A 2,317-nucleotide genomic window follows, 5' to 3' on the forward strand; every position below is an offset into this window, starting at 1 on the left:
GAAAGAAGTAACAAAACTGTTTCTTCTCTCCCCTACTATTAACATTCCCACTTTGTCTGCAAAAACTAACATTTATAAAAACTTAATATTCAGTTTGGCAAGTTAGGCTTCTACGGCTTCGGGTACCGATCGCAGCTTACCGCTAGCGGCAATGCAAATGGCTGCCACGAGGAATGCGATCGCACCCCAAATCCCACTCGCTACGGCTGTCATACTTGCCAGTTGCGGGAATAATATCCCAAACAAACTCGATCCGAGTCCGATTCCGCCAAAATAGAATCCCACTCCCAATCCCGATCGCTCTGTTGGTACAAGCGACAAAGCAAAAGGTACAACTCCATTGACAATTAAAGCAAAAAATGCTAAAGCTCCCAGTATTGTTACCGCCACAATAAACCAATTGGGAATCAAAACCATCAGCAGCAACAACGGTATCGTAGCGCCAATGCCAATTAACATAGCGCGTTGGTTGCCCAGTTTCACCGCCAACGCGCCAGCGGGAAGAGCAGCAAAAGCGAGAAAAAGAGAGATAGCAAACATCAGCCAAGGAATATCAGCATTTTGCCATTGATTTTTCAGCATTTTGGGCATAGCGTCCATCAAGAAACGCGAACCCCAAGCCACACCCGCACCAGTTCCCAAAATTAATAGCAGTGGGGATAAGAGGGAGAGACTGGGAGAGGGGACGACAGGGAGAGTGTTGTCCTGTTGTGGTATTTCTGGTGGATCGAAACGACGCAATATTGCAGCTGCACCCAGCAGAACAAAAGTGCCGATCGCAAAACTAAAAATTGGCCCCATACCCAGAACAAATTGATTGGCAATTGGTTTGAATGCGCCAATGATTCCCGCAGCTAAAGTTAACAAACTAGCTGCCAAAGGTAACTCAGCCGGTCTGGCGTATTTTCCCAGCAACGATATCGCCGGAGAACGAAACACCGCCATCGCCAAAGCCCAGCCTACCATCAGCAGCAACAATACCCAGCGTATCCCATCGAATAAATTGCGGAAAACGACAACTGCCGGGATAGCGATAAACAACGCCGATGATAGGATAACGCCAACCGATATCAACGGAAAGCGACTGCCTAACGAGTGTTTGATGCGATCGGATATTCCTCCCATCAGAGGTTCCATTGCGATCGCCAACGCATTTTCAATAATTAGCAACCCAGCCGCTAACTCTTTCGCAAAGCCAAATTGCACCAACAACTGCGGCAAATACAGATTATAAATTAGCCAGGTAAGGGTAATTGCTCCCTGTACCCCTGCCAAACCCCAGACTTGCAACCACAACACATTTGGCTGATTTCTAGAGGCATCCATCTTATTATCCCATTTTTGGGTTAGTTATCATTCAAGTATGCAAACTTATACAAAAATATCAATGAATCGCCTATTTTTCTTAAGCTTTATCGTCAGTTTAGCAGTGACGAACCCCAATCTCATATCCAGTAGCATCAATCGCACAAAAAAATCGCCTTCTTATCTGCGTTTATCTGCGTTTATCTGCCTACATCTGCGGTAAAAATTTAACCCTTGATTCCCACAGATAATATTTCGTATCAATCATTTACCACCTATGCAACCGAACAAAAGAAACCCGGTTTCTATAATCCGCGAAGAAACCGGGTTTCTAGCGTAATCCTGCCTAAGTCCCGCTACTCTTAGTATTCCGGAACAGAAGAATCGACTTCCCGACTCCAAGCAGTGATGCCGCCTTTCACATTTGTACCCACAATTCCGGCTTCCTTCAGAATACCCAACGCTTTGGCAGAACGACCGCCCATTTTACAATGTGCGATCAAGCGATGACCGTTGAGCAATTCTTTCACTTTTTCCACACCTTCTCCCCGTTCGATGTCCGGTAAAGGCACTAAAACAGAACCGGGAATCCTGGCAATTTCGTACTCATTGGGATTGCGAACATCAAGCAGCACAAAATCATTTGCACCGCTATCGATGAGCTGCTTCAATTCTTTTACGGTCATTTCTTGAATTTCCATCTGCCGTTTTGCCTCCTCTGCCTTTGCTTGGGGAATACCGCAGAATTGTTCGTAGTCTATCAACTTTTCAATTACCGGGCGCACTGGATTCGGTCGCAACTTCAACTCGCGAAACTTCATTTCCAGCGCGTTGAACAGCAACAACCTACCGCTGAGGGTTGTACCTTTTCCTATGATAATTTTGACGGTTTCCGTTGCTTGGATAACACCGATAATTCCCGGCAAAATACCCAAAACGCCACCTTCAGCGCAAGAAGGAACCATCCCTGGCGGTGGGGGTTCTGGGTACAAGTCGCGGTAATTTGGCCCAC

2 protein-coding genes are annotated in these 2,317 nt (G+C 46.3%); both read right to left on the reverse strand.

All coding sequences use genetic code 11. The annotated features are described in order from the left end of the window. Window positions 1-102: 102 nt before the first annotated feature. Window positions 103-1,326, reverse strand: coding sequence for an MFS transporter (locus H6S82_RS29655; protein ID WP_190474256.1), 1,224 nt, complete (start codon window positions 1,324-1,326; stop codon window positions 103-105). A 341-nt stretch (window positions 1,327-1,667) separates the two neighbouring features. After that, window positions 1,668-2,317: rhodanese-like domain-containing protein (locus H6S82_RS29660; RefSeq protein ID WP_277926608.1), on the reverse strand; the 650-nt coding region annotated here is incomplete at its 5' end.

This window comes from Planktothrix sp. FACHB-1355 (genome assembly GCF_014748295.1).
GTDB lineage: Bacteria > Cyanobacteriota > Cyanobacteriia > Cyanobacteriales > Aerosakkonemataceae > Aerosakkonema > Aerosakkonema funiforme_A.

Excerpts from the sequence above, each read along its gene's own strand:
- H6S82_RS29655 (WP_190474256.1), bottom strand. The coding sequence starts at position 1,326 with ATGGATGCCTCTAGAAATCAGCCAAATGTGTTGTGGTTGCAAGTCTGG.